Origin of the sequence: Pseudarthrobacter sp. AB1 (assembly GCF_014926485.1) — a bacterium.
GTDB lineage: Bacteria > Actinomycetota > Actinomycetes > Actinomycetales > Micrococcaceae > Arthrobacter.
The window spans coordinates 1-5064 of sequence record NZ_PZKO01000063.1 but is presented as its reverse complement, the minus strand read 5'-3'; the positions used below and the strand labels follow the sequence as shown (position 1 = coordinate 5064).

The window sequence follows — 5064 nt, the reverse complement described above, 5'->3', positions numbered from 1 at the left end:
GACCAAGTCAGGAATAAGGCGATGGAGCTGGCGTACTGCGCGCTGGTCGTTTCGGCTTGTGCCCGTCCGAAGAAACGAACTTCAAGCCACCGGGACGCGAGCTCGTGCGGCCTGTATTCCTCGTCTACCACGCCGTAGTAGGCCCCGAGGTTCGGAGTCAGGATACGAAGACGTCGGTAGGCCACCGCCATAGCAACAGGATAGAAGCCTATGTGAGCGGTACCGAGAACCTCCCCCGCGTGTCGCTCGAACAGGGATCCGGCCAGTGAAGACCAGTGCTCAGCCGGTACCGAAAACAGGCGGCTGCACAATTGCCTTTGACCCCAGCGCCAATGTTGCAGACACCGTCTGCAACATCAATTTCGATCCAAATACTCCCAGCGGGCTGGGCAAACCAACAGTCGTGGCGAATAACGCTGGCCGACTTGGCGCCTGAGTAAGCTGGACAGCAATCAACATTGGGGGAATCACCGTGACAGCACCAGCAGTAGCCTTTTCCGAAGCCGACTGGGAAGGCGCCGCGAAGGAGCGGCTGGGCGAGCTGGACTGGAAGCCGTTGGAAGGCCAGTCAATTGCACCCGGCACAGGGCAACGCGACTCCTGGGCCGAACTGCTGATCCGGCCGCGGCTCCTTGCGGCCCTCCAGCGCTTCAACCCGACGGTCCCGGCCCAATACCTACAGCAGGCACTGTCGGAAATCGCGGCACACAAATCCAATGACGCTCTCGCCGAGAACCACCGGATCCACAACTGCCTCGTGGACGGCTACCGGCTGACCTACATCGACTCCGACGGCAACGAAGCCAACCCCACCATCAGGCTCATCAGCCAAGAGCCGGACCAGAACGACTGGCTCGCGGTCAACCAGGTCACGTTGGTCGAGGGCGACTACAAGCGGCGATTCGACGTCGTGCTCTATTGCAACGGCATGCCCGTGAGCATCATCGAGCTAAAGAAGGCAGGCAGCGCGCACGCCGATCTCCCCGGCGCCCACGCCCAGCTCCAGACCTATCTCCGCGAATTCCCAATGGCATTCCGCTTCTGCGTGTTCACGCTCGCCACGGATGGGATCCAGGCCAAGTACGGTACGCCGTTCACGCCCTATAATCACTTCTCACCCTGGAACGTCGACGACGACGGCGTGCCCGTCCCCCAGGGCTTCATGCTCGACGGCGATGCGGTCACCGCTTTGGATACCGCACTGGATGGCCTCTACAACCAGGAGCGCTTCCTACAGCTGACCCGCAACTTCACGGCATTCGATCAAGGGTCCGGCGGGCTGGCCAAACGCATCGCCAAGCCGCACCAGTACTACGCCGTGACCAAGGCAGTGGCCAGCACTGTCCAGGCGGTGGAAAGCAACGGCAAGGCCGGCGTTGTCTGGCACACCCAGGGTTCGGGCAAGTCCATGGAAATGGAACTGTACGCGAACATGGTGGCCCGTCAGCCAAAGTTGAAGAACCCGACCGTCGTGGTCATCACCGACCGGAACGAACTGGACGGCCAGCTGTTCGAAGGCTTCGACCGCAGCCTGCTCCTGGCCGAGTCGCCGAAGCAGATCAAAAAGCGCTCCGAGCTGCGGGACGAGCTGAGCAACCGAACAACCGGTGGCATCTACTTCACCACGCTGCAGAAGTTCGGACGCAGCAAGTCGGAAAAGGACGCCGGCGCCGACCACCCGCTGCTGTCCGACCGGCGCAACATCATTGTGGTGGTCGACGAGGCGCACCGCTCGCACTATGACGACCTGGACGGCTATGCCCGTCACCTCCGCGACGCGCTCCCCCATGCCACTTTGATCGCCTTCACCGGAACTCCCATCTCCTTTGATGACCGCAACACCCAGGACGTCTTCGGCGACTACATCGACATCTACGATCTGTCTCGGGCCGTGGAGGACGGCGCCACGGTTCCCGTCTACTTCGAGCCTCGGCTAATCAAGGTGGGGCTGGCCTCCGATGTCACCGAGGATGACTTGGACAAGTCCGCCGACGAAGTGACACTCGGCCTTGACGATACCGAGCGGGCACGCATCGAGGCGAGCGTCGCCGTAGTCAACGCTGTTTATGGTGCGCCGCAGCGCATTGCGGCGCTGGCCGCTGACCTGGTGGCGCACTGGGAGAACCGGCATGACCGGATGGGCAAGTTCATTGAGGCACCGGGCAAGGCCATGATCGTGGGCGGGACGCGGGAGATCTGCGCGAAGCTGTACTCAGCGATTGTGGAGCTGCGGCCCGACTGGCATTCGGATGACCTCTCCAAAGGCAAGATCAAGGTGGTGTACTCGGGCGACGCGACCGATGTCCCGCCTGTGTCCGACCACGTGCGGCGAGACTCTTTGAATGCTCAGGTGAAAGAGCGGCTCAAAAACGTGGACGACGAGCTGGAGCTGGTGATCGTCAAGGACATGATGCTCACCGGCTACGACTCCCCACCCCTGCACACGCTTTACCTGGACCGGCCGCTCAAGGGCGCGCTGCTGATGCAGACGCTGGCACGTGTGAACCGCACGTTCCGCGGCAAGGAGGACGGGCTGCTGGTGGCGTACGCTCCGCTGGCGGAAAATCTGGCCAAGGCCCTGGGCGAGTACACGCAGTCTGACCGGTCGAACAAGCCGGTGGGCAAGAATATCGACGAGGCCGTTGGCTTGACGTTGTCCCTGGTGGAGTCGCTGCGCTCCTTGCTGGCCGGTTACGACTGGAAGTCCGTTTTGATGAAGGGCGGGCCCAAGGCATTCCTGAATGCCGTCACCGGCGCGGTCAGTTACTTGCGTAGCCCGGGTTCGCCCGGTAACCAGCCGGCTGACGGGGAAGAGTCGCTTGCCGCGAAGTACCGCAAGTTCTCCAGCCAGCTGTCCCGTGCGTGGGCTCTGTGCTCGGGCTCCGAGACACTGGCTGAGCTGCGTCCCGAGATCCAGGTGTACGAGGAGATCCGCGTCTGGATGGCGAAGTACGACGCGGCCGACCGGCAGGCCAGCGGCGAACCGGTTCCGGAAGAGATTCAGCGCCTGTTGGGGAACCTGATTGCTTCGGCGACGTCCTCCGGCGAGGTGCTCGACATCTACGAGGCAGCCGGCATGCCCAAGCCGTCCCTAGATGACTTGACTCCGGAGTTCATCGCCAAGACACAGAAGGCGCGGAACCCACAGTTGGCCATCGAGGCCCTGCGGAAGCTCATTGCTGATGAGTCGGCGGCATCTACAAGGAGCAACGTGATCCGGCAGCGGGCGTTCTCTGAGCGGATCACCGAGCTGATGAAGAAGTACACCAACCAGCAGCTCACCTCAGCTGAGGTCATCGCTGAGCTGGTGGAGCTGGCGCGCGAGGTCGCCGCTGAAGGCAACCGCGGTGCGCACTTCACTCCTCCGCTGAACTCGGATGAGCTGGCGTTCTACGATGCCGTAGCTTCGAATGAGTCGGCCGTGGAAGTCCAAGGCGAAGGGAAGCTGGCCGAGATCGCGCGTCAGCTCGTGAATGTCATGCGGCGCGACGTACGGACCGACTGGACTGTGCGTGACGACGTCCGCGCCAAGCTGCGTTCGTCGATCAAACGACTGTTGGTCCTCAACGGATATCCGCCGGACAAGCAGCCGGAGGCCATCAAGCTCGTGATGGAGCAGATGGAGTCAATGGCGCCTCGGTTTGCTGAGGCACGAATATGAATGGTTCCGCAGAAATTCATCCTGCCCGAAACCTCGGGATGCTGATTGGCAACGGACTTAGCCTTGCATTCAACCCCGAGCTGAACATTCGCCTAATCAGCGAAGAAATAATCCGTCGCGTACGCCAAGACGCGGGTGACAAGGATGCGGACGCCATCGCCACTGCCATGCAGCGGGCCGCGGCAGCTACGGGAGGTGGCAATCCGATGCTGGACTTTGAAGTCCTCGTCGGAGCCTTCGTTACGGAGGGATCGTTCATGGAACGCTTGCACGAGCTGGCTAGCTACATCGATCCGAGCGATGCCGAGTTGTCTGCGGCATTCGAGAGAATAGCGTCCTTCAGCGAGTCGCTCCGCTGGCGTGGCGTATCGCATGTACTCGAGGTGGTGGCGGAACGGACTGTAGCCTCACTCGATTTGAAGGCTGACCTCAACACATTCGTAGACCTCGTCCTGAATAACTACGGCGGCACCATAACGGTAGGCAACCTCAATTACGACACCTTGGTTCTCTCCTCCCTCATGGAGAACCATGCCAGTGAGTTCTGTGATTTGGCTCTTGGCTACAACCCCGCCACTATCTCGTTTGACGGTGGGCAAAGATTTTCCATCTACAAGCTGCGAACGGCATTGAACTTTCCCAATGCTCGGCGAGTCCGTTTGCTGAACCTTCATGGTTCTTTGACGTGGTGGCGAAATAGCGCTGACGATTCCGTGTACAAGTTCCCCGTCGAGGAAGTGAGACGCCCGACAATCTGGTCGACCATTCGCGAACTCGACTACGACGAAGGTTGGTACCCAGAGGTTGTCTTAGCCAACCAATCCAGCAAAGTACACCAAGTGCTGCGCCCGCCGTTCTCTCTTGCCTACGATGGGCTCCGCCGAGGCCTAGAAATGTCGGACGACTGGATGGTTGTTGGTTACAGTTTCCGCGACGTCTCCGTGAATGCATTACTTAGGGAGGCGTTCGATACGAAGACGAACCGCCCGAACGTCCTTGTCGTGACAAAAGGAGAATTTCCGACACGGGGTGAAATTGAACAGGCTTTCAGTTGGTCCCTTGCCCAAGGGGCGTCTGCAAGTTGGCTACGGATACAGCGTGATGTGTTAACGCCAACCGAAAATAGGGCCAGGAACGCCAACTGAAAATAGGGCCACCGACCATTATGGAAGGTGATCAATTTGGATGATTGGGCGGAGATACGCCACCTGTTTTCGACGGGCAAGCACTCGAAGCGTGAGATCGGCAGGATCGTGGGGGTTTCCCGCGGAACGGTGGATCGGGCTTTGGAGTCGGACCGGGCGCCGAAGTATCAGCGGGCGGCCGGGGTGTCGAGTTTTGATGCGTTTGCTCCCAGGGTGCGGGAGTTGTTGGTGAAGACGCCGACGATGCCGGCAGCGACG

At 60.6% G+C, this 5064-nt stretch carries 3 protein-coding genes and 1 pseudogene; 3 read left to right on the top strand and 1 reads right to left on the bottom strand.

Annotation, left to right across the window (positions count from 1 at the left end):
- Positions 1 to 191, bottom strand: a 191-nt coding sequence (locus tag DAD99_RS21855; protein ID WP_227008190.1) for a hypothetical protein, incomplete at its 3' end; no start/stop codon positions are given.
- 281 nt (positions 192 to 472) lie between these two features.
- On the opposite strand from DAD99_RS21855, the gene DAD99_RS17480 reads away from it, so the two are divergent.
- The 3 genes and pseudogenes from DAD99_RS17480 to DAD99_RS22330 form a co-directional block, all read left to right on the top strand.
- The gene (locus tag DAD99_RS17480; RefSeq protein ID WP_193342530.1) at positions 473 to 3661 is read left to right on the top strand and encodes a type I restriction endonuclease subunit R; all 3189 of its coding nucleotides are present in this window, start codon (positions 473 to 475) and stop codon (positions 3659 to 3661) included.
- Complete coding sequence (locus DAD99_RS17475; RefSeq protein WP_193342529.1) at positions 3658 to 4806, top strand: SIR2 family protein; 1149 nt, start codon at positions 3658 to 3660, stop codon at positions 4804 to 4806. Before DAD99_RS17480 ends, DAD99_RS17475 begins: the two co-directional genes overlap by 4 nt.
- 27 nt (positions 4807 to 4833) lie before the next feature.
- A pseudogene (locus DAD99_RS22330) lies at positions 4834 to 5064 on the top strand (IS21 family transposase); the annotation flags it as partial.

What these genes read in the sequence shown, in the direction of transcription:
- DAD99_RS17475 (WP_193342529.1), top strand. Translation starts at nt 3,658, where the DNA reads ATGAATGGTTCCGCAGAAATTCATCCTGCCCGAAACCTCGGGATGCTG.